Annotated in this window: 22 protein-coding genes; 8 read left to right on the top strand and 14 right to left on the bottom strand. The window is 62.9% G+C overall.

The features are described from left to right. Window positions 1-195: 195 nt before the first annotated feature. The 3 genes from holA to leuS all read right to left on the bottom strand — a co-directional run bounded on the left by holA (window position 196) and on the right by leuS (window position 4,574). On the bottom strand, window positions 196-1,233 hold the full coding sequence (gene holA / locus BTN82_RS25950; protein WP_075121909.1) for a DNA polymerase III subunit delta: 1,038 nt from the start codon (window positions 1,231-1,233) through the stop codon (window positions 196-198). Between the two features lie 39 nt (window positions 1,234-1,272). After that, window positions 1,273-1,878: an LPS assembly lipoprotein LptE gene (gene lptE, locus BTN82_RS25945; protein WP_075121908.1), complete on the bottom strand. Its 606-nt coding sequence runs from the start codon at window positions 1,876-1,878 to the stop codon at window positions 1,273-1,275. Window positions 1,879-1,967: 89 nt separating this feature from the next. Next, window positions 1,968-4,574, bottom strand: coding sequence for a leucine--tRNA ligase (gene leuS, locus BTN82_RS25940; protein WP_075121907.1), 2,607 nt, complete (start codon window positions 4,572-4,574; stop codon window positions 1,968-1,970). 259 nt (window positions 4,575-4,833) lie between these two features. Here leuS and BTN82_RS25935 point away from each other — a divergent pair, with 259 nt between their 5' ends. After that, entirely contained in the window at window positions 4,834-5,154 is a 321-nt protein-coding gene (locus tag BTN82_RS25935; protein WP_075121906.1) for a hypothetical protein, read from the top strand. A 127-nt stretch (window positions 5,155-5,281) separates the two neighbouring features. Next, window positions 5,282-6,052 (top strand): YdcF family protein, encoded by a 771-nt coding sequence (locus BTN82_RS25930; protein WP_075121905.1) that lies wholly within the window; start codon window positions 5,282-5,284, stop codon window positions 6,050-6,052. 73 nt (window positions 6,053-6,125) lie between these two features. Here the strand turns inward: BTN82_RS25930 and lnt are convergent, their stop codons facing one another. The 5 genes from lnt to miaB all read right to left on the bottom strand — a co-directional run bounded on the left by lnt (window position 6,126) and on the right by miaB (window position 11,522). After that, window positions 6,126-7,649, bottom strand: coding sequence for an apolipoprotein N-acyltransferase (gene lnt, locus BTN82_RS25925; protein WP_075121904.1), 1,524 nt, complete (start codon window positions 7,647-7,649; stop codon window positions 6,126-6,128). Window positions 7,650-7,663: 14 nt separating this feature from the next. Further along, window positions 7,664-8,503, bottom strand: a complete 840-nt coding sequence (locus BTN82_RS25920; RefSeq protein WP_075121903.1) for an HlyC/CorC family transporter — start codon at window positions 8,501-8,503, stop codon at window positions 7,664-7,666. A gap of 5 nt (window positions 8,504-8,508) precedes the next feature. Further along, window positions 8,509-9,003, bottom strand: a complete 495-nt coding sequence (ybeY, locus tag BTN82_RS25915) for an rRNA maturation RNase YbeY (protein ID WP_075121902.1) — start codon at window positions 9,001-9,003, stop codon at window positions 8,509-8,511. Beyond that, a complete protein-coding gene (locus BTN82_RS25910; RefSeq protein WP_075121901.1) occupies window positions 8,996-10,015 on the bottom strand; it encodes a PhoH family protein in 1,020 nt (339 codons plus the stop codon). The genes ybeY and BTN82_RS25910 overlap by 8 nt, the downstream gene beginning before the upstream one ends. A gap of 178 nt (window positions 10,016-10,193) precedes the next feature. Next, entirely contained in the window at window positions 10,194-11,522 is a 1,329-nt protein-coding gene (gene miaB, locus BTN82_RS25905; protein WP_075121900.1) for a tRNA (N6-isopentenyl adenosine(37)-C2)-methylthiotransferase MiaB, read from the bottom strand. Between the two features lie 134 nt (window positions 11,523-11,656). On the opposite strand from miaB, the gene BTN82_RS25900 reads away from it, so the two are divergent. Further along, a complete protein-coding gene (locus BTN82_RS25900) occupies window positions 11,657-11,983 on the top strand; it encodes a DUF1820 family protein (protein WP_075121899.1) in 327 nt (108 codons plus the stop codon). A gap of 51 nt (window positions 11,984-12,034) precedes the next feature. On the opposite strand, the gene BTN82_RS25895 is transcribed toward BTN82_RS25900, so the two are convergent. The 4 genes from BTN82_RS25895 to BTN82_RS25880 all read right to left on the bottom strand — a co-directional run bounded on the left by BTN82_RS25895 (window position 12,035) and on the right by BTN82_RS25880 (window position 15,544). Beyond that, window positions 12,035-12,589 carry a tetratricopeptide repeat protein gene (locus BTN82_RS25895; RefSeq protein ID WP_075121898.1) on the bottom strand — a complete coding sequence of 185 codons (555 nt, stop codon included), beginning with the start codon at window positions 12,587-12,589 and terminating at the stop codon, window positions 12,035-12,037. A gap of 214 nt (window positions 12,590-12,803) precedes the next feature. Then, window positions 12,804-14,087 (bottom strand): glutamate-1-semialdehyde 2,1-aminomutase, encoded by a 1,284-nt coding sequence (hemL, locus tag BTN82_RS25890; RefSeq protein ID WP_075121897.1) that lies wholly within the window; start codon window positions 14,085-14,087, stop codon window positions 12,804-12,806. Window positions 14,088-14,111: 24 nt separating this feature from the next. Further along, entirely contained in the window at window positions 14,112-14,729 is a 618-nt protein-coding gene (thiE, locus tag BTN82_RS25885) for a thiamine phosphate synthase (protein ID WP_075121896.1), read from the bottom strand. 17 nt (window positions 14,730-14,746) lie between these two features. Then, a complete protein-coding gene (locus tag BTN82_RS25880) occupies window positions 14,747-15,544 on the bottom strand; it encodes a hydroxymethylpyrimidine/phosphomethylpyrimidine kinase (protein WP_045881137.1) in 798 nt (265 codons plus the stop codon). On the opposite strand from BTN82_RS25880, the gene BTN82_RS31415 reads away from it, so the two are divergent. The 5 genes from BTN82_RS31415 (at window position 15,434) to BTN82_RS25860 (ending at window position 22,233) form a co-directional block, all read left to right on the top strand. Next, window positions 15,434-15,682: a hypothetical protein gene (locus BTN82_RS31415; RefSeq protein WP_186828459.1), complete on the top strand. Its 249-nt coding sequence runs from the start codon at window positions 15,434-15,436 to the stop codon at window positions 15,680-15,682. The genes BTN82_RS25880 and BTN82_RS31415 overlap by 111 nt on opposite strands. A gap of 154 nt (window positions 15,683-15,836) precedes the next feature. Further along, the gene (locus tag BTN82_RS25875; RefSeq protein WP_075121895.1) at window positions 15,837-18,221 is read left to right on the top strand and encodes a hybrid sensor histidine kinase/response regulator; all 2,385 of its coding nucleotides are present in this window, start codon (window positions 15,837-15,839) and stop codon (window positions 18,219-18,221) included. A 75-nt stretch (window positions 18,222-18,296) separates the two neighbouring features. Beyond that, on the top strand, window positions 18,297-19,946 hold the full coding sequence (locus BTN82_RS25870; protein ID WP_075121894.1) for an acyl-CoA dehydrogenase family protein: 1,650 nt from the start codon (window positions 18,297-18,299) through the stop codon (window positions 19,944-19,946). A 102-nt stretch (window positions 19,947-20,048) separates the two neighbouring features. After that, on the top strand, window positions 20,049-21,521 hold the full coding sequence (gene amn, locus BTN82_RS25865) for an AMP nucleosidase (RefSeq protein ID WP_186828447.1): 1,473 nt from the start codon (window positions 20,049-20,051) through the stop codon (window positions 21,519-21,521). Window positions 21,522-21,666: 145 nt separating this feature from the next. Beyond that, entirely contained in the window at window positions 21,667-22,233 is a 567-nt protein-coding gene (locus BTN82_RS25860; RefSeq protein ID WP_186828446.1) for a pseudouridine synthase, read from the top strand. On the opposite strand, the gene BTN82_RS25855 is transcribed toward BTN82_RS25860, so the two are convergent. Beyond that, window positions 22,228-22,437 carry a DUF2788 domain-containing protein gene (locus tag BTN82_RS25855; RefSeq protein WP_007927060.1) on the bottom strand — a complete coding sequence of 70 codons (210 nt, stop codon included), beginning with the start codon at window positions 22,435-22,437 and terminating at the stop codon, window positions 22,228-22,230. The genes BTN82_RS25860 and BTN82_RS25855 overlap by 6 nt on opposite strands. A gap of 211 nt (window positions 22,438-22,648) precedes the next feature. Next, window positions 22,649-23,128, bottom strand: coding sequence for an Lrp/AsnC family transcriptional regulator (locus BTN82_RS25850; RefSeq protein ID WP_075121891.1), 480 nt, complete (start codon window positions 23,126-23,128; stop codon window positions 22,649-22,651). Window positions 23,129-23,394: the final 266 nt, after the last annotated feature.

The following is a 23,394-nucleotide window of genomic DNA, read 5'->3' as shown; positions in this document are numbered from 1 at the left end:
ATTCTCTCTTGAGGTGGGTGATGCGCCGCAGATGATCGGCCAGCTTTGCCCGGCTGTCCAGCCCGGCGACAGGTAGGACTTTTCGCCAATCTTCCTTCTCCCCCCAAGCCTCCTGTAGGAGCGAGCGTGCTCGCGATAGCGATCAGCCAGGCAAACTCATCGTCCCGACTCATGCGGATCGCGAGCAAGGAAGGGTTATTCGGCGGGGAGAGGCAGGCGTTGTCCGGCCATCAGCAGCGACAGGCGGCTCAGGCTGCTCCAGGGCGAACCGGTGGCCTGACCCTTGATCTGCGCATCGATCCGCTGGGCATCGAGCAGCAGTTGCGCCCAGCGCGGTGCGGAGTAGCGCTGCAAGGCTTTGCTCATCAGCGGTTTGCGTTTGTCCCAGACGGGCGGACGGGCCTGGCTGAACACCTTATCCAGCGGGGTGCCCTGGCTGTACTGCAGCGACATGTTGGCCAGCGCCCGCAGCTCCCGTGACAACGCCCAGAGAATCACCGGGGGCTCGACACCTTCGCCGCGCAAGCCTTCGAGCATGCGCAGGGCGTGTGCCGGCTCGCCGTTGAGGACGGCGTCGACCAGCCCGAAAACGTCGAAGCGTGCGCTGTCGGCCACTGCCGCTTGCACGGTTTCCACGGTGATCTGGCCACCTTCGGCCATCAGCTTGAGCTTTTCGATTTCCTGGGCCGCGGCTAGCAGGTTGCCTTCAACCCTGGCCGCGATAAGCTCCACGGCATCCTGGCTGGCGGAAAGTCCGGCCTGGGACAGGCGTTGGCGAATCCACTGCGGCAGCTGGTTGGCGTCCACTGGCCAGATCTGAATGAACTGGGTCTGCTCGCCTTCGATCAGCGCCTTGCCCCATTTGGTCTTTTGCGCGCTGCCGTCGAGCTTGGGCAGGCTGATCAGCAGCAAGGTGTCTTCGGCCGGCCGTGAGCAGTATTCGATGAAGGCCGCGGCGCCTTTGTCACCGGGCTTGCCGGAAGGCAGGCGCAGTTCCAGCAGGCGCTTTTCGGCGAACAACGACATGCTCGCACCGGCCAGCAGCAGCGTTCCCCAATCGAAGTTGGCGTCGGCACTGAAGACCTGGCGTTCGTCGAAGCCTTGCTGGCGGGCAGCGCTGCGAATGGCGTCGGCGGCTTCCTGGCACAGCAACGGGTCGTCGCCACTGATCACGTAGACCGGCGCGAGCGTGCCTTGCAGGTGTTTGCCGAGTTGGGCGGGGGCGAGTTTCATAAGAAGGGGCAAGCGGGGCGCTTGAGCGCCCCGCGAGACTTACTGGTTCGGCAGCTGCATAGGCGACTGTTGCGGGGTTTCCGCTTCAGCCTTCTGTGCGGCTTCCAGGGCATCAGCCTCGGCCTTGGCGCGGGCATTGGCGGTTTGCTGCAACTGGTCCAGCTGGGTCGGGGTCAGCAGTTGCAGGCGCAGCATCATGTTCTGCACCAGGTCGCGACGCATTTCCTTGCGCACTTCCAGCGATTCCTGGTCGGAACCCACCAGGTTGTTGCCGTCGTGGATGTAGACCTTCTGCACTTGCAGTTTGTCGCTGAGCAAAGTCAGGTTGTTCTGGCCCTGGATGTCGTAGTTCAGCACGGTGGTCATTTCATACTCGGCCGAACGGCCGGCACCGGCGTAGCTGAGGCTGCGCTGGGATTCCTGTTCGCGGGTCAGGACCAGCTTGTAAGGCGCGCCGGCATAGACCTTGACGCCGCTGCTCTGCAAGACCTGGCGCAGCTGGGTCACGGTTTCGCCGTAGGCGTTGCGGGCATTCAGGTCGAGTTCCTTGATCGCCAGTTCGGTGGTGCCGGTACCGCGCAGCTGAAAGCCGCAGGCGCTCAGCAGTACAGCGAGGCCCATCACCAGCAGATTGCGTTTGATCATCTTGTTGCTCCCCTTGAAACCATGTGGGCCGGCAAGGCGGCCCTGGAGGTTTTATTCGGCGCCAGCCTCCGGGCTGGCGCCTGATCCAATTAGCTAGCGACGATATTGACCAGCTTGCCCGGTACGACGATCACTTTACGGATCGTCAGGCCTTCGGTGAAACGCAGCACGTTCTCGTTGGTCCGGGCGGCGGCTTCGACCTCTTCGCGGCTGGCGCTGGCCGGCATTTCGATCTGGCCGCGCAGTTTGCCATTCACTTGAATGACAAGCTGCAGGCTGTCCTGGACCAGTGCGTTGTCATCCAGCACCGGCCAGCCGGCGTCGATGATCGCACCGCTGCGACCCAGGCGCTGCCACAGCTCATGGCTGATGTGCGGAGTGATCGGCGCCAGCAGCAGGGCCACGGTTTCCAGGCCTTCCTGCAGCAGGGCGCGGTCTTGTGGAGTGGCTTGCGGGGCTTTTTCCAGCACGTTCATCAACGTCATGACCTGGGCGATGGCGGTGTTGAATTTGTGATGCTGGCCGACGTCCTGGCTGGCTTGCTTGATTGCCAGGTGGATAGCGCGACGAATGACCTTCTGGTCGTCGTTCAGCGTACCCAGCTCCAGTGCGCCCGGCAGGCCCTGGGCGACGTGGGCCTGGGCCAGGCGCCAGACGCGCTTGAGGAAGCGGTGCGCGCCCTCGACGCCGGAGTCGGACCATTCCAGGCTCATGTCGGGCGGCGAAGCGAACATCATGAACAGGCGGCAGGTGTCCGCGCCGTATTGTTCGATCATCGATTGCGGGTCGACGCCGTTGTTCTTCGACTTGGCCATTTTCTCGGTTCCGCCGATTTCCACCGGCAGGCCGTCGCTGATCAGCTTGGCGCCGACAATCTTGGCCTTGCTGTCGCGCTCCAGCTCGACATCGGCCGGGTTGTACCAGGTATAGGCACCGTTGGCTTCGCGACGGTAGTAGGTCTCGGCGACCACCATGCCTTGGGTCAGCAGGTTCTTGAACGGCTCGTTGGAGCTGACCAGGCCTTCGTCGCGCATCAGCTTGTGGAAGAAGCGGGCGTAGAGCAGGTGCAGGATCGCGTGTTCGATACCGCCGATGTACTGATCCACCGGCAGCCAGTGGTTGGCCGCGGCAGGATCGACCAGGCCGCCTTCGTACTTCGGCGAGGCGTAGCGGGCGTAGTACCACGAGGACTCGACGAAGGTGTCCATGGTGTCGGTTTCACGCTTGGCCGGCTTGCCACATTTCGGGCAACTGCACTCGTAGAACTCGGGCATGCGCGCCAGCGGCGAGCCGGCGCCGTCCGGCACCACGTCTTCCGGCAGGACGACCGGCAGTTGGTCTTCCGGGACCGGTACGTCGCCACAGCTGTCGCAGTGGATGATCGGGATCGGGCAGCCCCAGTAGCGCTGGCGGCTGATGCCCCAGTCGCGCAGGCGGAACTGGGTGCGGGATTGGCCGAGGTTCTTTTTCAGCAGGGCGACTTCGATGGCGTCGAAGGCACCGGCGAAATCCAGGCCGTCGAAGGCACCGGAGTTGATCAGTTCGCCGTGCTCGCCATAGGCGTCCTGCCAAGGCGCAGGTGTTTCGTCACCGGCGCTGGTACGCACCACGTTCTTGATCGGCAGGTTGTACTTGGTGGCGAACTCGTAGTCGCGCTCGTCATGCGCCGGTACGGCCATTACAGCGCCGTCGCCGTAGTGCATCAGCACGTAGTTGGCGACCCAGACCGGGAGTTTCTCACCAGTCAATGGGTGCTCGACGAACAGGGCGGTCGGCAGGCCTTTCTTCTCTTGAGTGGCGATGTCGGCTTCGGCGACGCTGCCACCCTTGCACTCGGCAATAAAGGCTTGCAGCGCCGGATCGTTCTGCGCGGCCAGGGTCGCCAGCGGATGCTCGGCGGCCACGGCGACGTAGGTCGCGCCCATGAGGGTATCTGGACGGGTGGTGAAGACTTTCAGCGCGCCCGCTTCGCCGATGGAGGCCTGGTCGTAGGGGAATTGCACTTCCATGCCACGGGATTTGCCGATCCAGTTGCGTTGCATGGTCTTGACCTGCTCGGGCCAGCCCGGCAGCTCGTCGAGACTCTCCAGCAGTTCATCCGCATAGGCGGTGATCTTGAAGTAGTACATCGGGATTTCGCGTTTTTCGATCAGCGCGCCGGAACGCCAGCCGCGACCGTCGATCACCTGCTCGTTGGCCAGGACGGTCTGGTCGACCGGGTCCCAGTTCACGGTGCCGTTCTTGCGGTAGATCACGCCTTTCTCGAACAGGCGAGTGAACAGCCATTGTTCCCAGCGGTAGTAGTCCGGTTTGCAGGTAGTGACTTCGCGGGACCAGTCCACCGCCAGGCCCAGGCTGCGCAGCTGGGACTTCATATAGGCGATGTTTTCGTAGGTCCACTTGGCCGGTGCGACGTTGTTCTTCATCGCGGCGTTTTCCGCCGGCATGCCGAAGGCGTCCCAACCCATGGGTTGCAGCACGTTCTTGCCTTGCATGCGCTGGTAGCGGGAAATCACGTCGCCGATGGTGTAGTTGCGCACGTGCCCCATGTGTAGCTTGCCGCTGGGGTAAGGGAACATCGACAGGCAGTAGTAAGTCTCCTTGCCTGGTTGTTCACTGACTTCAAAGGACTTTTGCTCATCCCAGAACGACTGGGCGGCGGCTTCGATTTCGCGGGGCTGATAGTGTTCGTGCATGGCTACTTTTGAACTGAATAGGGGTGGCCTAATCCTCTTCAATGCAACGTTGGGCGGTGATGGCGCCAAATGTGGCGTTTTCGCTACCCAGTCGAGCTGGAAGTGGAGTTACAGGAAGCGCCGTAGCATACATGACCGCGCTCTACCGAGGGAAACCCTGATTACGCGCCGCGGGCCGTTGGTCGCGGCACCGGGCCTGTTTCGGCAGCGCGGCTAAGCTCAAAAAGGGGAGTGAGTCTTACTTTCATGAGGTGAGTGGATGGTTGAGTCGCAGCGAAAAGTTACAAAACCCGAGTTGTACGAACGCTTGATAGATCGTCTGGCTTTGGCCCTGGATGCAGCGAAAACAGCAGGAAGCTTGCGTGATGAGCGTCCCGTGGAGTTGGAGTTGCGTGGTCTGAGCCATGCCGAGTTCGAGGTGATCAAGGCCTATCTGGATCGTAGCGAGCGTGAGACGCAACTGAGCGTGCTCGAATGCCTCAGGCATGAAATGGCTCCGCGTTCGGCCAAGATCATCTGGTTGAAGGACAAGGCGCCTGCCCGGGATGCGGTAAAGGTCCGATCCCTGCATTTCAAATGAGCCTGCACAGCCCGTTCGGGCATCCATGCAGCCTCGATGCTGCGTACCTTGTGCGTGAAATCCGTTTCGTAGCTGTTGTTGCTTTGCTTTTACCCACTTAGGCTTCGAGCATCTTTGGAGATGCTCGATGCCTTTTCGTTATTTCGTCAAACAATTGCTCCTGCCGCCTGGCCTTTTGTTGCTGCTGCTTCTGCTTGCCTGGTGGTTTCGTCGTTCCAGGCCGCGGCTGGCCGGGGTGTGCTTTGCCCTGGGCCTGGGCGGGTTCTGGTTGATGAGCCTGCCGGTCATGGTCGAATGGGGTGCCAGTGCCCTGGAGACTGAGCCGGCGTTGGCGCAAAGCCAGTGGTCGACCCTGGCCGAGCACGCCGATGCGATCGTGGTGCTGGGCTCGGGAAGGGAGCGTGGCGATCCGGCCTGGGGGACAGACCAGCCGACCGGTGTCGGGCTGGAGCGCCAGCGTTATGCCGCGCGCCTGGCCAAGGCTTGCGGATTGCCGATCCTTACCAGCGGTGGCCTGCACTACGGCACGCCGCCTACGGAGGCGGCGCTGATGGCCGAGTCGCTGCTCAACGATTTCGATGTGACGGTGCACTGGCAGGAAGGCCGCAGCCGCACGACCTGGGAAAATGCCCAATTCACCGCGCAAGTCCTGGAGCCACAAGGCGTCAAGCGTGTGGTGCTGGTCACCCAGGCCTGGCACATGCAGCGGGCTGTCTGGAGTTTCGAACAGGCGGGGTTCACCGTGGTGCCGGCGCCCGTGGGGTTCCTGGGGGTGGATAACGCCAGGCCGCTGGGCGGCTGGATGCCGGAATTCAAGTCGATCTGGCAGAGCGGCCAGCTGTTGAACGAGGCGGTCGGGCTGGTGGGGTACAAGCTGTTCTATCGGGGAGAGCGCTAGGTTTATCGCGAGCGAGCTCGCTCCTACAGGGTTCCGCACGGTCCTTGTAGGAGCGAGCTTGCTCGCGATGGCGTCAGACGGTCTTGGCGATCCGGCTGGCCAGTAGCGCCCAGCCGAACAGCAGGACGCAGAGGATGACCAGCGGCCATGAGCGCCACTGCAGGTAAGGCGTCAGGTTGTGCATCGGCACCACTTCGCCGTAGAGAATGCCGCGTTCGAACTGTGGAATCTGCACGGTGATCTTGCCGAACGGATCGATCAGGCCGGTCACCCCGTTATTGGTCGCGCGGATCATCCAGCGGCCGGCCTCCAGGGCGCGCATCTGGGCCATCTGCAAGTGTTGCAGCGGGCCGATCGAAGTGCCGAACCAGGTATCGTTGCTGATGGTCAGCAGCAAATCGCTACGCGCCGACAGGCTGGCGGCGAATTCCGGATACACCACTTCGTAGCAGATGAACGGCGCGATCTGATAGCCCTTGGCCTGGAGCAGAGGCTGGTCGACGGGGCCGCGGGCGAAGTCGGACATGGGCAGGTCGAAGAATGCGATCAGGCCGCGCAGCAGATCCTGCAGGGGGACGTACTCGCCGAAGGGCACGAGTTTTTGCTTGAGGTACTCGCCATCGCCTTCGCCGACCACAGTGATGCCGTTGAAGTAGCGCTTCTGGTGATGCACCTCCTCGCGGATCGGCACGCCAGTGATCAGTGCCGAATGCCGGTCGGTGGCGAAGTTACCCATCATATTCAGATAGCCTTCGGCCGACTCCTTGAGCACGGGCACTGCGGTTTCCGGCCATACCAGCAGGTCGACGCGCTTGGAGCTGAAGCTCATGTCGCGGTACAGCGCCAGTTGGGAGTTGAGCTGCGCGGGGTCCCACTTCATGCTCTGTTCGATATTGCCCTGGACTGCCGCTACGGTCAGCGGCTCGCCGGCCGGGCTGGTCCAGGCGTGCCCCTTGAGGGCGATGCCGATGGCCCAGGGCGCTATCAGCAGTGCCAGGCCAATGGCGATAAAGCCTTTGCGCTTGGCGCGAATCAGGCTGGGCAGGTTGTAAAGCAGGGCCGCGGTAAGCGCCAGGGTAAAGGAGATCAGCCACATGCCGCCCAGCGGGGCCAGGCCGGATAGCGGGCCGTCGAGTTGGCTGTAGCCGGAGTAGAGCCACGGGAAGCCGGTCAGGAACCAGCCGCGAAAGGCTTCCTGGCCCACCCACAGGGCGGCGAAGGCCAGGGCATCGGCCAGCGGCGCTTCGTTGCGGCGCAGCCAGCGCGCCCAGAGCCAGGCCGGCAGGGCAAAGAACCAGGCGATGGCGGCGATGAAGGCCAGCATCAGCAAGCTGGCCAGCAGCACCGAAGCGCCGCCGTAGGTGTGGATACTGACGTAGATCCAGCTGGTGCCGGCACCGAACAGGCCGAAGCCGAACCACCAGCCGCGCCACAGCGCCTGGCGCGGGCTCAGCTGGCGCAGGCCGGCATAAAAGAAGCCGACGGCCAGCAAGGCCAGCGGCCAGATATCGTACGGTGCCAGGGCCAGGGTGGTGATTGCGCCAGCCGCCAGGGCCAGCAGATTACCGGGCCAGCCGGGGCGGGTTACGCGCAGCATGTCGATCCTTAACCTTAACGAGGGATAGGCGTGAGTCGCAGCAGGTGAATCCGGCGGCTGTCGGCATTCAGGATGCGGAAGCGATAGGCGCCGATTTCGGTGATTTCGTTGCGTTTAGGCAGGTGCCCGAACGCGCTCATCACCAGGCCGCCGACGGTGTCGAACTCGTCGTCGGAAAACTCGCTGTCGAAGAACTCGTTGAAGTTCTCGATCGGCGTCAGTGCCTTGATCAGGAAGTCGCCGCTTGGCAGGGGCTTGATATAGCTGTCTTCCTCGACGTCGTGCTCGTCCTCGATATCGCCGACGATCTGTTCCAGCACGTCTTCGATGGTCACCAGGCCCGCCACTCCGCCGTATTCGTCGATGACGATGGCCATGTGGTTATGGTTGGCGCGGAATTCGCGCAGCAGCACGTTCAGGCGCTTGGATTCGGGGACGAAGGTCGCCGGGCGCAGCAGATCCTTGATATTAAAGCTGTCGCCGTTCTCCTTGAGGATCAACGGCAGCAGGTCCTTGGCCAGCAGGACGCCCATGACGTCGTCATGGCTTTCGCCGATCACCGGATAACGCGAGTGTGCGGAATCGAGGACGAACGGGAGGAATTCGCGAGGTGTCTGGGTCGCCTTGATGCTGATCATCTGCGAGCGCGGAACCATGATGTCCCGTACCTGCAGGTCAGCGACCTGGATGGCGCCTTCGACGATGGCCAGCGCTTCGCTGTCCAGCAACTTGTTCTGATGGGCTTCGCGCAGCAGCTCCAGCAGCTCCTGGCGGTTTTTCGGCTCATGGGCAAAAGCCTGGGTCAATTTACCCAGCCATGACTTTTGCCCGCTGCTCGATCGGTCTTCGCTCATAGCGATTACTCTAAATCCTTGGTTGTTACAGATGGATGTTCTTCGTTTTCGTCGTCCGCATAAGGGTCGGGATGACCCAGTTCTGCAAGCAACGTTCGTTCCAGTGCTTCCATTTCTTCGGCTTCGTCGTCATCTATATGGTCGTAACCCAGTAGATGCAAGCAGCCGTGAATCACCAGATGGGCCCAGTGGGCCTGGAGGTCCTTGCCTTGTTCGGCGGCTTCGCGCTCGACCACTTCGACACAGATCACCAGGTCGCCGAGCAAGGGAATGTCCAGCAGGTCGTCGGGCACGTCGGCGGGGAACGACAGGACGTTGGTGGCGTAGTCTTTATGCCGCCAGGTGTGATTCAGCTCGCGGCCTTCGGGTTCGTCCACCAGGCGGATGGTCAGCTCCGAATCGGCCGTGCGCTGGCGCAGGGCCAGCTCACACCATTGGCGGAACAGGGCTTCGCTGGGAGCAGGCTTGTCGCTTGCCAGTTGCAGATCAAGCTCAAGCATCGTGGCGATTGCCCTTTTCCGCGGAGGACTGGGCGGACGTGTCGGTCGCGTGCTGCTCGAAACGCTCGTAGGCTTCGACGATGCGTTGCACCAGCGGATGGCGCACCACGTCCTTGGGCATGAAGTGGGTGAAACTGATGCCCGGGACGTCCTTGAGCACATTGATCACTTGGGCCAGGCCGGACTTGGTGCCTTTGGGCAGGTCGACCTGAGTGATGTCGCCGGTGATCACCGCCGTGGAGCCGAAGCCGATGCGGGTCAGGAACATCTTCATCTGCTCGACAGTGGTGTTCTGGCTTTCGTCGAGGATGATGAAGCTGTTGTTCAGCGTGCGACCGCGCATATACGCCAGCGGGGCGATCTCGATGACCTGACGCTCGATCAGCTTGGCGACGTATTCGAAACCGAGCATTTCATACAGGGCGTCGTACAGCGGGCGCAGGTAGGGGTCGATCTTCTGGGCCAGGTCGCCTGGCAGGAAGCCGAGCTTTTCGCCGGCCTCGACCGCCGGACGTACCAGCAGGATGCGCCGCACTTGCTCGCGTTCCAGCGCGTCTACCGCACAGGCCACCGCGAGATAGGTCTTGCCGGTACCGGCCGGGCCGATGCCGAAGTTGATGTCGTTGCCGAGGATTTCCTTGACGTAGCGCTGCTGATTCAAGCCGCGCGGGCGAATCATGCCTTTTTTGGTGCGCAGGGCGACGGCGGCTTCGGCGACAGGGTGGTTGCCCAGTTCCTCGACGGCCGACTCCTGGAGGAACAGGTGCACCATGTCCGGCGACAGTTCGGTACCTTTGGTTTCCCGGTACAGGCGGCGCAGGAGGTTTTCCGCGGAGGTGGTGTGCTTGGGTTCGCCGATCAGCTCGAACTGATTGCCGCGATTGCGGATCTCGATGGTCAGGCGCTGTTCGATCAAGCGCAGGTGCTCGTCGAATTGCCCGCACAGATTGGCGAAGCGGCGAGCCTCGAAGGGCTCGAGGATGAAGCGATGGGGTTCTATGGGTGCGTTCAAGGTCGTTTTTTTAGCCGCCCAACGGCAATTAGGATGAATTCAAGGATAACGCCAGTGGCCTGGGTGCGAAAGCTCTTATGCGAAGCAATGTCTTTCAGCGCATTTTCCGTGATGACCGGCCTGCCGACGCTGGCGGGTGCGAGGCCGCCTGCGCTGGCAAGTCAGTGTCGGCGGCCGTTCATTGCAGCAGCGAGCCGCGTAGCGAGTGAGGCTGGGCGGCGTCGATATGCACGTCGGCGAACTGGCCGATCAGGGTCGGATTGTCACAGCGGAAGTTGACGATACGGTTGTTCTCGGTCCGCCCCTGTAATTCGCCGGGGTCCTTTTTCGAGTAGTCGGTCACCAGGATGCGCTGGATCGAACCGACCATTTGTCGGCTGATTTCGAATCCTTGCTGGTTCAGCCGGTGTTGCAGCGCGTTCAGGCGCTCCTTTTTCAACTCTTCCGGGGTGTCGTCCGTCAGGTCCGCCGCCGGGGTGCCCGGGCGCTGGCTGTAGACGAAGGAGTAGGAGAAGTCGAAACCGACGTCCGCGATCAGCTTCATGGTCTGCTCGAAGTCTTTTTCGGTCTCGCCGGGGAAGCCGACGATGAAGTCCGAGCTGATGCAGATGCCCGGTACGGCCGCCCGCAGTTTGCGCAGCTTGGACTTGTACTCCAGCGCCGTGTGGTTGCGCTTCATGGCCGCCAGGATCCGGTCTGAGCCCGATTGCACCGGCAAGTGCAAGTGTTTCACCAGTTCCGGCACTTCGGCGTGGGCCTGGATCAGGCTGTCGGAAAATTCCAGCGGATGGGAGGTGGTGTAGCGAATACGCTCGATACCCTCGACCGCCGCTACCACGCGGATCAGTTCGGCGAGGTCGGCCAGGCGTCCGTCGTGGGTCTGGCCACGATAACCGTTGACGTTCTGCCCCAGCAGGGTGACTTCGCGCACGCCGTTTTCCGCCAGGTGGATGATCTCGGAGATTACGTCGTCGAACGGTCGGCTGACTTCCTCGCCACGGGTATAAGGCACCACGCAGAAGGTGCAGTACTTGCTGCAACCTTCCATGACCGAGACATAGGCGCTCGGGCCGTCGATGCGCGGCTCCGGCAGGTGGTCGAACTTTTCGATTTCCGGGAACGAGACGTCGACCTGCGGCAGCTTGCTGACGCGGGCGGCATCGATCATTTCCGGCAGGCGGTGCAGGGTCTGCGGGCCGAAGACCACGTCGACGTAGGGCGCGCGGTCGCGGATGGCCGCGCCTTCCTGACTGGCCACGCAACCGCCGACGGCAATGACCATTTCCGGGTTGGCCAGCTTCAGCTCGCGCCAGCGACCCAGCTGGGAATACACCCGGTCCTGGGCCCGCTCGCGGATCGAGCAGGTGTTGAGCAGGATGACGTCCGCGTCTTCGGCGCGGGCAGTGACTTCCAGGGCCTGGTGTTCACCCAGCAGGTCGACCATGCGCGAGCTGTCGTACTCGTTCATCTGGCAACCGTGGGTTTCTATATAAAGCTTCTTGGCCATGGAAGGGTCATCACGTGATTCAAAGAACCGCGCATTATAGGGAACATGGGGCGTGGTTCCTACCGCTGTGCGTCCGGCGGCTATGCTATAGTTCGCGCCCTCTTTTTTATCCCCCGATGTGTTCCCCGCCTCCCATGACCAAACGTGAAGCCCCGATCTACAAGGTGATTTTCCTCAACCAGGGACAGGTGTTCGAAATGTACGCCAAACAGATCTATCAAAGCGATCTGTGGGGCTTCCTGGAGGTGGAGGAGTTCGTCTTCGGCGAGCGCACGCAAATGGTCGTCGATCCGAGCGAAGAGAAGCTCAAGGCACAGTTCGAGGGTGTGGTGCGCAGTTTTGTGCCGATGCATTCGATCGTGCGTATCGATGAAGTCGAGCGCCTGGGCACGCCGAAGATCAGCGAGGCGCGGGGCGCAGGCAATGTCATGCCGTTTCCGATGCCGATGCCCGAGAAGTAAGGGCTAGACAGCGCTTTATCGCGAGCAAGCTCGCTCCCGCAGGCGGCGTTTTCAAGGCAGGGGCGAGAAGGGCGAACGCCCGTCGGCGCTCTGCAACTCCATCAGGTACTTGCGGAAGATCTGCCCCAGCACCTGGGTGGCGACTTCCAGCTCATCGCGTTGCATGTGCTCGGCCACTTCGTCGGCCGTGTCCAGGGCGTCTTCGGCGCCGTTGACCGCCGCCATCTTCAACACGATATAGGCCTGGACGTTGTTGGCCGGTACGCCTTCGCCGTGGAAGAACATGGTGCCGAGCTTGAATTGCGCCTGGGCATGCCCCTGCAGGGAGGCCTTTTCAAAGTAGCTCAGGGCCTGGTTGAGGTCGCGCGGGGTATTTTTACCGTCGTAGTAGAACTCGCCCAACTCGTATTGCGCTTGCGCATCCCCTTCATCAGACGCCTTCTGGCAGGCTGCCAGGGCCTCGGACAGATCTTGTGGCTGAGTATTGAGGGTGCAGCGACCCATTGCTGGGATCAACAACGAGTTGCCACCTGCTTGTGCATGCGCGAGCAGGGGCTGAAGGAGCAACAGGCAGCCCAGTGCAAGGGCGCGGCCGGTGCGGTTCATGGGAATCGACTTACCTCTGAAGGGCGCGCGGACCCATCGAGGGATCCAATAAGCGCGCATTATGAAATAAGCAGGGCCAACCTTACAAAGTCTTTACTCGTTTTTCTGCTGCGCGGGCGCGATATCCGCCGCTTTCGGGGGTGTTTGGCGAGTCGGGGCGCAAGTGCAGCGTAAAACCGGCGCCAGCAAGCGCGGCGCCGGTTTGCCCGCAGGGTTACTTCAGGGCGGCGAACGCGCGCTCGGCCGCGTCCAGGGTCAGCTTCAGCTCAGCATCGCCATGGGCGATCGAGGTGAAGCCGGCTTCGAACGCGCTCGGGGCCAGGTAGACGCCGCCTTCGAGCATCAGGTGGAAGAAGCGCTTGAACAGGTTGGCGTCGCTGGCCATCACGTCGTCGAAGGTGACGATATCGTCAGCGCCGCTGAAGTACAGGCCGAACATGCCGCCCGTCTGGGTGGTCACGAACGGGATGCCGGCGGCATCGGCGCGTTGCTGCAGGCCGTCGAGCAGGCGGCTGGTGTAGTCGCTCAGCTCGGCGTGGAAGCCCGGGCGGCTGATCAGGCGCAGGGTGGTCAGGCCGGCGGCCATGGCCAGCGGGTTGCCCGACAGTGTGCCGGCCTGGTAGACCGGACCCAGCGGTGCGATGCATTCCATGATCTTGCGCTTGCCGCCGAAGCAGCCCACCGGCATGCCGCCGCCAATGATCTTGCCGAAGGTGGAGAGGTCCGGAGTCACGCCGTAGTGCGCCTGGGCACCGCCGAGGGCGACGCGGAAACCGGTCATGACTTCGTCGAAGATCAGCACCACGCCGTGTTTGTCGCAGAGGCTGCGCAAGCCTTCGAGGAAGCCCGGGGCAGGCGGGACGCAGTTCATGTTGCCGGCCACGGGCTCGACGATGATGCAGGCCACTTCCTGGCCGACTTCGCTGAGCATCTGCTCGACCGCGTCGATGTCGTTGAACGGCAGGGTCAGGGTGTGTTTGGCGAAGGCCGCCGGCACGCCCGCCGAGCTGGGGACGCCCTGGGTCAGGGCGCCGGAGCCGGCCTTGACCAGCAGGCTGTCGGAGTGGCCGTGGTAGCAGCCTTCGAACTTGATGATGCTGTCGCGGCCAGTAAAGCCGCGGGCCAGGCGAATCGCGCTCATCGTCGCCTCGGTACCGGAGCTGACCATGCGCACCATTTCCATGGACGGCACGATGGCGCAGACCAGGTCGGCCATTTCGGTTTCCATGGCGGTCGGGGCGCCGTAGGACAGGCCGTGCTCCAACTGCTTGCGGACCGCGTCCAGCACGTCCGGGTGGCTGTGGCCAAGGATCATCGGGCCCCAGGAGCCGACATAGTCCACATAGCGCTTGTCGTCTTCGTCGGTGACGTAGGCGCCCTCGGCATGCTTGAAGAACAGTGGCGTGCCGCCCACGCTCTTGAATGCTCGGACGGGCGAGTTCACGCCGCCGGGGATGTGTTTCTGGGCATTGGCAAACAGGGTTTCGGAACGAGACATGATCGGACTCTCGGAAATCAGCAGTTAGAAGAGGGCGTTGAAGGCACGGGCGCGGCGGGTCACTTCCTGGGCGCTGTCGGCGCCGAACAGGCCATGGATCACCGCCAGCAGGTCGGCGCCATGGGCCACCAGCGGCGCGGCGTTTTCCAGGGTGATGCCGCCGATCGCGCAGATCGGCAGGTGCAGGCTGGCGCGGGCCCGGTCGAGCAGTTCGAGGCTGGCGGCCGGTGCGCCGGGCTTGGTGTTGGAGTTGAAGAAGCGACCGAAGGCGACATAGCTGGCGCCCTCCTTGGCGGCCTGTTCGGCAAGCTCAAGCTGGGCGTGGCAGGTCGAACCGATGATCGCCTGGCGCCCGAGCAGGGCGCGGGCCGGGGTCAGCGGCCCGTCGGTCTGGCCCAGGTGCACGCCGACGCCGATGCGCGCGGCGAGTTCGGCGTCGTCATTGATAATCAGCTGGGTCTTGTAGCGTTCGCACAGGCTTTGGAGGGCTTCGGCTTCGCGCAGGCGGCGAGCTTCGTCGCCGCTCTTGTCGCGGTATTGCAGGAGGGTCACGCCACCGTCGAGCGCCGCTTCCACGTATTGCAGGAATTTGCCGGCCAACAGCTGGCTGTCGGTGATGGCATACAGGCCACGTAATTTCATCGAGCGCGCCTCATGGCTTACGAGCAGAAGTCCAGCGGCAAGCGACGCGGGACGAACTGGCCTTGGCCCAGTTGCTCGGCGTCGCGCAGGGTGCGCCAGGTGTAATCGAGGGCCGACTTCACGGCACTGGCCAGGTTTTCGCCCTGGGCCAGGCGGCCGGCCAGGGCGCTGGCCAGGGTGCAGCCGGAGCCGTGGTAGCTGCCTGGCAGACGCTGGCAGGTATAGGTGTGGCGGCTGCCGTCGCGGCTGTACAGGCGGTTATGCACTTCATGTTCATCGCCATGGCCGCCGGTGATCAGCAGGTGTTTGACGAATGGCAGGAGTTTTTCCGCGCACTGGTCGGCGCTGCCTTCGGGCAGTTCGGCGAGAATTCGTGCTTCTGGAAGGTTGGGGGTGGCGATGGTCGCCAGTGGCAACAGGCGTTCGCGCATGGCGTAGCCGACTTCGTCCTTGCCCAGTCGTCCGCCGCCGCCGGCGCGCAATACCGGGTCGCAGACCATCGGTAGATGGGGATGCGCCTGTAACAGCTCGACCACGGTGTCGACCATTTCCAGCGAGCCGAGCATGCCCAGCTTGACCGCGGCGACCGTCGAATCGTTGAGCACGGCGTTGGCCTGGGCCAGCACCCACTCGCGATCCAGCACACGGAAGTCGCTGACGTTGACCGTATCCTGCACGGTCAGCGCGGTCACAGCAGGAGCTGCATGACAACCCTGGGCGAGCAGGGCTTCGATATCTGCCTGCAGGCCGGCGCCACCACTGGGATCGTGGCCGGAGAGACAGAGGACAACGGGGCGAGAGCTATAGATATTCATGGTGCGCGAGCTTACCACCAAACACCTTTTTTGCGCGGCTCCTCGTGCCTGCGCCGGGGGCGGTTTTTGCGCCGTATCGACAAGCTGACCGAGGCAACAGCTCTAGATCAATGGATAGCGCTGAAGCGCCCGTTCTAGAGCCTTTAAACTAAAATTTTCCGTGGTGTTCAATGGCCGGCAACGGCTATGCTAGAGTGGATCCAAACCAATAACAGGTAATGCCGGTTTTACGTCTGCTCAAAGGGAAATGGGGGGCTTCCTGACACAACCGGATAGGCCACGCTGGGGCTTTATGCGCTATTTGCTGATGTTGCTGTTGAGCTTGCCGATGCTGGCTGGAGCGGTCGAGTTCGACGAGTTCACCCAAAGCCTGCCCCTGGGTCGGGTCATGCAGGTGTTCGAGGACGCAGGTGCTCAGGCAACGATCGCGGATGTCAGCGCACCGGCCATGGCCAGCCGTTTCAAACCCCATGACAAGGCCACGCTCAACGCCGGTTACTCACGTTCGGCATTCTGGCTGAAAATCGACCTCGGCTACCGTCCCGCCAACCCGGCCATCCGCCACACCTGGCTGCTGGAACTGGCCTACCCGCCGCTCGATCACCTGGATCTTTATGTCCCCGACGAAGTCGGTGGCTATCGGCTGGCGCAGCGCACCGGCGACGCCTTGCCGTTCGACAGCCGGCAGATTCGCCAGAACAACTACCTGTTCGACCTGAGCTTTGCGCCCTATGAGCAAAAGACCCTGTACCTGCGCCTGCAGAGCCAGGGTTCGGTCCAGGCGCCGGTGACGCTCTGGTCCAGCACCGCCTACCTGGAAGCGCAGCCGGTACGCCTGTATGTGCTTGGCCTGATCTATGGCGTACTGCTGGGGATGCTGGTCTACAACTTGTTCATCTACCTGAGCGTGCGCGACACCAGCTACCTCTATTACATCTTCTATATCGCCTCGTTCGGCCTGTACCAGTTGTCGGTGAACGGCGCGGCGGTGGAGTACTTCTGGCCGAACAACCCATGGTGGGCCAACGCGGCGACTCCGTTTTTCATCGGCGCGGCCGCCCTGTTCGGCAGCCAGTTCGCCCGTAGCTTCCTGCAAACCGCCCGCCACAGTCGCTGGGTCGATCGCCTGCTGTTGGCGCTGATTCTCTGCAGCGTCGTGGTGATAGTCCTGTCGCTGATGACCAGCTACGCCTTGGCGTTGCGCCTGGCCACGGCCCTGGCGCTGATCTTTACCGTGGTGATCTTCGTTTCCGGCGTCGTCGCCTGGTGCCACGGCATGCGGGTGGCGCGGTATTTCATCATCGCCTGGTCGGCGTTCCTGCTGGGCGGGATCATCAATACCCTGATGGTGCTGGGTTACCTGCCTAACATGTTCCTGACCATGTACTCCAGCCAGATCGGTTCGGCCATCGAAGTGGCGCTGTTGTCGCTGGCCCTGGCCGACCGGATCAACTCGATGCGCGAGCAGCAGGCCCAGACCCTGTTCGATGCCGGGCAGAAGCTTGAAGTGCTCAACCAGCAACTGGCCCACAGCAACCGGCTCAAGGATGAGTTCCTCGCCACCCTGACCCATGAACTGCGCACGCCGATGAACGGGGTGATCGGCTCGCTGGAGCTGATGCAGACCGTCGATCTCGACCCTGAACTGGAGCAATACCAGCAGACCGCCGCCAGTTCGGCGCGGGACATGATGCGTATGGTCAACGGCATCCTGACCCTGACCGAACTGCAGGCCGGCAAGCTCCGCGCCGAGCGCGAGACCTTCAGCCTGCGTTCGCTGCTCGATGCCTTGCAGAACCAGTTTTGCGCCAATGCCTCGGCCAAGGGGCTGGGGTTCGACGTCGACCTGGCCGCCGGTTTGCCCGATCGGCTGCAGGGCGACCGCGGCAAGCTGGGCCAGTGCCTGGAATGCCTGCTGGACAATGCCATCAAGTTCACCCGTGTGGGCGGCCTGGTCCTGCGGGTGACTGGCAAGCCGGTGGCCGCGGGTCGGGTGGCGATGACCTTTGCGGTGATCGACACCGGCATCGGTTTCGTCAATCTGGACGAGGCCACGCTGTATCAGCGTTTCTTCCAGCTCGACGGTTCGATGACCCGCGAGTATGGCGGCCTGGGTGTGGGGCTGGCGATCTGCCGGCAGTTGGTGGAGCTGTTGGGCGGCCGTCTGACCCACGAATCGGAACCGGGACGCGGCAGCTGTTTCCGCCTCGAGGCGACGCTCGAGCTGGACGGCGAGCAACTGCTGGCGGTTCAACCGACCTTGCGAGGGGCTCGCTGTGCCCGGCGCATGCCACAGGATTGCAGCGTGCTGCTGGTGGACGACAACAGCATCAACCAACTGGTGATCCGCGGCATGCTGCTCAAGCTGGGTTATCAGGTACGCACCGCCGAGAACGCTCGCGCGGCCCTGGCCTTGCTGCGCCGGGAGTCGGTGGATGCGGTGTTGCTCGATTGCCAGATCGATCAGGCCGACGCGCTTAAATTGTGCGATCAATTGCATGGCATGCCGGGATGCGCCGGGCTGCCGGTGCTGCTGGTGTCGGCCTCTGGGCAGGGGCTGGAGGCCGAGCGCTGCCTGCTCGACTACCTCTCCAGGCCGGTGAAATTCGAGGAGTTGCAAGGTGCCCTGGCGCGTCGAGTGCTCGCTCCGGAGCAAGGCGAAAGCGCCGGTATTTAGGCGGGTATGCCACTTTGAACGTCCGAAAGGGGGTGCTTAACTGAGGTTCTGGCACACCCCTCAAGGAGCCCCGAGATGAACCTGCACCAGTTCGCCGAGACCCACGAAGTCACCAACCAGCCGCCTTCCCTGGACGGAACCAACCTCTATCGAATCGATCTGCCGTTGCAGGAGTGGGTCCGGCGTTTTGGCGCCGGTTGGGCCGAATCGCGGATCGATGCGTATGGGGCCCTGGCCGGTGGACCGTTGATGGAAGCAGGGTTCCTGGCCAATCAGAACAAGCCGGTATTCACCAGTCACGATCGTTACGGCCATCGCCTCGACCTGGTGGAGTTTCACCCGGCGTATCACCAGTTGATGCAGACCGCCGTCGAACATGGTCTGACTTCGATGCCTTGGACCGCCCCCCAGTCGGGCGCTCATGTCGCCCGCGCCGCCATGTCCTATCTGCACAGCCAGGCCGAAGCCGGCAGCGGTTGTCCGCTGACCATGACCTTCGCCTGCGTACCGGCGTTGAAGCTGCAGGCGGATCTTGCCGAGCAATGGTTGCCGAAAGTGCTGGCCACCGAATATGACCCGCGCAATGTCGGTATGGCCCACAAGGCCGGTGTCACCATCGGCATGGCGATGACCGAGAAACAGGGTGGCACCGATGTGCGGGCCAACACCACCAAGGCCTACCCGGTGGGCGTCGCCGGGCCTGGGCAGGCCTATGAGCTGATAGGCCACAAATGGTTCTGCTCGGCGCCGATGTGCGATGCCTTCCTGACCCTGGCCCAGACCGACAAAGGCCTGTCCTGCTTTCTCTTGCCTCGGCATCGCCCGGACGACAGCCGTAACCAGTTCTATATCCAGCGTCTGAAAAACAAGCTCGGCAATTGTTCCAACGCTTCCAGCGAAGTGGAGTTTCGCGGGGCGCTGGCGTGGATGGTCGGCGAAGAGGGGCGCGGTGTGCCGACCATCATCGAGATGGTCGCCATGACCCGCTTCGATTGCATGGTCGGCTCCAGTTCACTGATGCGCCAGGCGTTGACCCAGGCCAGCCATCACTGCGCCCATCGGCTGGTCGGTGGCCGGGTGCTCAGCGAGCAGCCATTGATGCAGAACGTCCTGGCCGACCTGGCGCTGGAAAGCGAGGCGGCGCTGGCCTTGAGCCTGCGCATGGGCCGTGCACTGGACCATCAGGAAGACCCGCAGGAGGCGCTGTTCTCGCGGCTGGTGACGGCGGTGGGCAAATACTGGATCTGCAAACGCGCCCCGGCCATGATCAACGAAGCCGCCGAATGCATGGGCGGCGCGGGTTATGTCGAGGAAAGCATCTTGCCGCGGCTGTACCGCGAGGCGCCGGTCAATTCGACCTGGGAAGGCTCCGGCAACGTGCAGTGCCTGGATGTGCTGCGGGCCTTGTCGAAGGAGCCGGGCGTGCTCGACGCGCTGTTCGCCGAACTGGGCGACGGCCATGGCGACAAGCGCCTGGCCACCCATATCGCCGAGCTGAAAAACGCGTTCCGCGACACCAGCGACATTCAGTACCGCGCTCGCCAGTTGACCGAGGACATCGCCTTGGGTCTGCAGGCCAAGCTGCTGTTGGAAGCCGGCAACGCGGCGGTCAGCGATGCCTTTATCGTCAGCCGCCTGGGCGCGGGCGGGCGGGCCTACGGCACCTTGCCCCGTGGCCTGGATGTACAGGCGATCGTCGCGCGCTCGACCCCGACAGGCTTCTGATCTCGATGCAGGAGCGAGCACGCTTGCTCCTACAAGGTATTCCGGTGTTTCCGTGCGACGGCGTTGCAGGCAAGATGAGGGCCTGCAAGATCAGAACACAGGATGCTTACCGTGACCGAAGCTTTTATTGTCGTTCAAACCGCCGAGCAAGCCGTGGACCGGCTGGCCGCTTTGCATGAGCGAGCCACCACGGCGCTGAGCCAGGCGCTCAAGCGTTACCTCAAGGATCGTATCGAGCCGGATGCCGACCAGCGCGCCCTGTTTCGTTACCCGGAATTGCGCCTGACCTATCATTGCCAGGGTGAGGTCCCGCAGACTACCCGCGCCTACGCCAAGGTCCAGTTGCCGGGCACCTATAGCGTCACCGTGACTCATCCTGCCGCCTTCCGTAAGTACCTGCTGGAGCAGCTGTTGCCGCTGATGCACGACTTCACCGTGACTGTAGAAGTGGGCGTCAGCGAGCAGAACATTCCGTACCCCTATGTGGTCGAGCAAGGCGATGAACTGGCCGGCTCCGGTGTCACCGCCGCGGTGCTGGCGCGGGTTTTCCCCAGCACCGACCTGTCCGCCGCCACCGATGGCATCGCCGATGGCCTGTACGATTGGGAAAATACCGACCCGCTGCCCCTGGCGCTGTTCGATGCCGCGCGGGTGGACTTTTCCCTGCGCCGCCTGGTGCATTACACCGGCAGCGACTGGCGCCATGTACAGCCGTGGATCCTGCTGACCAACTACCACCGCTATGTCGACCAGTTCATCACCCACGGCCTGGAACAACTGCGCAGCGACCCGCGTTTCGTACGCATGGTCCTGCCGGGCAACGTGATCATCGAAAAGGGCATGGACCACGGCGAAGCCTCGGCGATTGCCGCGGGCGTGGTCTGGCACCGCTACCAGATGCCGGCCTACCACCTGCTGGCCAGCGACGGCCACGGCGTGACCCTGGTGAACATCGGCGTCGGCCCGTCCAACGCCAAGAACATCACCGACCACCTGGCGGTATTGCGTCCGCACTGCTGGCTGATGATCGGCCACTGCGGCGGCCTGCGGCAGTCGCAGACCATCGGCGACTACGTGCTGGCCCATGCCTACATGCGTCGCGACGGCATTCTCGACCGTGTGGTGCCGCCGAACATTCCGATCCCGGCGCTGGCCGAAGTGCAGCTGGCGTTGCAACAAGCGGCGGCCAACGTCACCGGGGAGAAGGGCGACGACCTGAAAAAACGCCTGCGCACTGGCACCGTGCTGACTTACGACGACCGCAACTGGGAGCTGCGCTGGGCTCAGGAACGGCCGCTGATCAACCTGTCCCGCGCGGTGGCGGTGGACATGGAAAGCGGCACCATCGCCGCCCAGGGGTATCGTCTGCGGGTACCGTACGGCACCTTGCTCTGCGTTTCGGACAAGCCGCTGCACAGCGAAATCAAGCTGCCGGGTTCGGCCAACGCGTTCTATGAGCGCGCGGTCAGCCAGCACCTGAAGATCGGCATCGCCGCGGTGGACCTGCTGCGTACCGAGCTCAACTCGCTGCACTCGCGCAAACTGCGCAGCTTCGACGAGCCACCGTTCCGCTGATCGCGGGATGGTCATTTGACGGTCGGGCCACTAGCATGGTCGGTCCTGACCGTTAGATGTTCTTTTCGCCATGTCTCGTCCTTCTCGTCCCGCTTCCCGCCGCCCCGGCGCGAAGAGTTCTTCGCCTGCTTCCACATCGCGTCGGGTGGCCAAAGCGCCGCCAGCCGAGCCGAAGCTGGTCCTGTTCAACAAACCCTTCGATGTGCTGACCCAGTTCAGCGATGGCGAAGGGCGGGCGACCCTCAAGGACTTCATCGCGATCCCCGGTATCTACCCGGCCGGTCGCCTGGACCGCGACAGCGAAGGCTTGCTGCTGTTGACCAACGACGGCCAGTTGCAGGCGCGGATCGCCGACCCGAAACACAAACTGGCCAAGACCTATTGGGTGCAGGTGGAAGGGGAGCCGACTGCCGAACAATTGCAGCGTCTGCGCGAGGGGGTGGAGTTGAATGACGGCATGACCCTGCCCGCCGAAGCCCGACAGCTGGAGGAGCCCGAGCTATGGCCGCGCAACCCGCCGGTGCGGTTTCGCAAGAGTGTGCCCACCAGTTGGCTGGAGTTGATCATTCGTGAAGGGCGCAACCGCCAGGTGCGGCGCATGACCGCCGCCGTGGGCTTGCCGACCTTGCGCCTGGTGCGGGTGCGGATCGGCGACTGGACGATCGACGGGCTCGACCAGGGCCAGTGGAAGGAAGTCCCGGCGCGCTTATAAGGCGCCGGATTCGATCAGGCCGATCACCACGCTCTTGATGATGAACGCGGCCACGCCCAGGCCCAGGACGAAGAACAGAATGAACGAGCCGAAGCGCCCGGCCTTGGACTTCTTCGCCAGATCCCAGACGATGAAGGCCATGAAAATGATCAGGATGGTCACCAGGCCGGTCATCATCCACTCTTCGAATACTGCAGGATCCATTGAACATCTCCAGCGCGGGCAGGGCTAAAAGGCGGGGGCGAGTATACGCCAAGGGTGCGCGGCGCGGCATTGACCCAGGTGCGCTTCGTCGTCACAGGCGCAGCATGTCTTTGTAGGAGCGAGCTTGCTCGCGATAGAAACGTCCGGATGCAGCCGATGTGTGGCCTGGAATATTTATCGCGAGCAAGCTCGCTCCTACAGGGAGCAACCGTCAGCTGCGCAGGTGGGTCAGCGGCAGTTCGGTACTGTTGAGCACCTGGTTGAGCACGAAGCTGGAGCGCACGCTGGTCACGCCTTCGATGCGGGTCAGGTGGCCCAGCAGCAGCTTCTGGTAGTGGTCCATGTCCGGCACCACGACCTTGAGCTGGTAGTCGGCGTCCATCCCGGTCACCAGGCTGCATTCCAGGACTTGCGGCAGGCTGCGGATCGCCCCCTCGAAGTTTTCGAAGCGCTCGGGGGTATGCCGGTCCATGCCGATCAGCACGTAGGCGGTCAGGCTCAGGCCGAGCATCTTGCGGTCGAGCAGGGCGACCTGGCGGGAAATGTAGCCGTCGTCTTCCAGTTGCTTGACCCGACGCGAGCACGGCGAAGGCGACAGGCCGATACGTTCGGCCAGTTCCTGGTTGGAGATGCGGGCATCGCGCTGCAATTCCGCCAAAATACTGAGGTCGTATCGGTCGAGTTTGCTCATGGATCAGGCCTTTATATTAACTATTGCGCGATATTATCTATCTTGAGTTAAAAATTGCGCAAGTCATGTTTAATCGAGCAATCTTAGCAATCATCTGTCGGCGCCCCAAGCCTATTCTTATCACCAGAATCACTGCCCGGACATAGAGTCCACTGCGGCCCGCCGAATCAGGCCTGCCGCGGCCGCCAACCCCACAGGGTTGGGCCGGCCCCCGGGCTGCACACTGTCCAGAAGACGGCGTGAGGTGAGCCGGCGCCATAAGCGTC

The organism is Pseudomonas chlororaphis (assembly GCF_001921865.1).
Lineage (GTDB): Bacteria > Pseudomonadota > Gammaproteobacteria > Pseudomonadales > Pseudomonadaceae > Aquipseudomonas > Aquipseudomonas chlororaphis_D.
The sequence above is the reverse complement of the archived record's forward strand: the minus strand, read 5'-3'. Positions and strand labels throughout refer to the sequence as shown.